At 59.9% G+C, this 887-nt stretch carries 1 protein-coding gene; it reads left to right on the forward strand.

Annotation, left to right across the window (positions count from 1 at the left end; translation table 11 throughout):
• The first annotated feature begins 189 nt into the window (after positions 1-189).
• Entirely contained in the window at positions 190-414 is a 225-nt protein-coding gene (locus HMPREF2890_RS06810) for a DUF2188 domain-containing protein (protein WP_070466926.1), read from the forward strand.
• Positions 415-887: the final 473 nt, after the last annotated feature.

The raw sequence follows: 887 nt of genomic DNA on the forward strand, positions 1-887 counted from the left end.
GAGGGGCGTAGCCCCGACGACCCGGGGATCAGCCATTGCAAGCGGTCCCGCGACCCCGCCAGGGTGTCGCACTCATTGTCTGACTGGTGAGTGCGACACCCCTGACCCTTGGTCGAGGAGGGTTAGGTCTTGTGGGGGGTTATGTCTATATTTGTGTGACCCACTCACTTAATACTAAGTACTAAGACTATGGACAAGAGAAAAGACTTACATGTGACCCACCGCAAGTCGGATGGGAAGTGGCAGATCCTCAGCGAGGGTCAGCCCAAGGCGCTCAAGCTCTGCCCCACTCAGGAGGAGGCTATCCAAGCTGCCCGTGAGATCGCAATCGACCGAGGTGTCTCGGTTGTCATCCATGGTATGGATGGGAAGATCCGCGAGGTCTACTCCTACGACGATAGGAAGCAGAAGTAACGCCGCTCACGCTGCCTCTCCTGATTACCCTCCTGGAGATCTATTTTCGGGACCCTACCGGGGGTGCTCGGAATGAAGGTCACATAGCGGGAGCGACACCCTATCGGGGTCGTGTCATAAAGGTGAGACGCAGGAAACCCGGGGTCTTCGACACTTCGTGCCTCGACCACCGGGTTATGCAAAACGGACCCCTGCCGGGGTCCCCGGCTGGATCGTTAGGCGGGGTGCTGTCAGGCGGGCTACACCCCTGCAGGATCGTTAGGCGGGGTGGACCTTATGGGCGGATACCAGGTGTCTGTTGCGCTGTCCGACCCGTCCGACTCGTCCGATAAGATAGTGCGACAGGCGGTGGTGGCACCCCGATAGGGGTGCATTTTGCATAGCCCGGGTGTCGGAGGGGCGTAGCCCCGACGACCCCGGGTAAGCATAGCCCTCTTTTATCCCACGACCCCGCCAGGGTGTCGCTCGTAATG

Source organism: Porphyromonas sp. HMSC065F10 (genome assembly GCF_001808555.1).
In the GTDB taxonomy this organism is placed as follows: Bacteria; Bacteroidota; Bacteroidia; order Bacteroidales; family Porphyromonadaceae; genus Porphyromonas_A.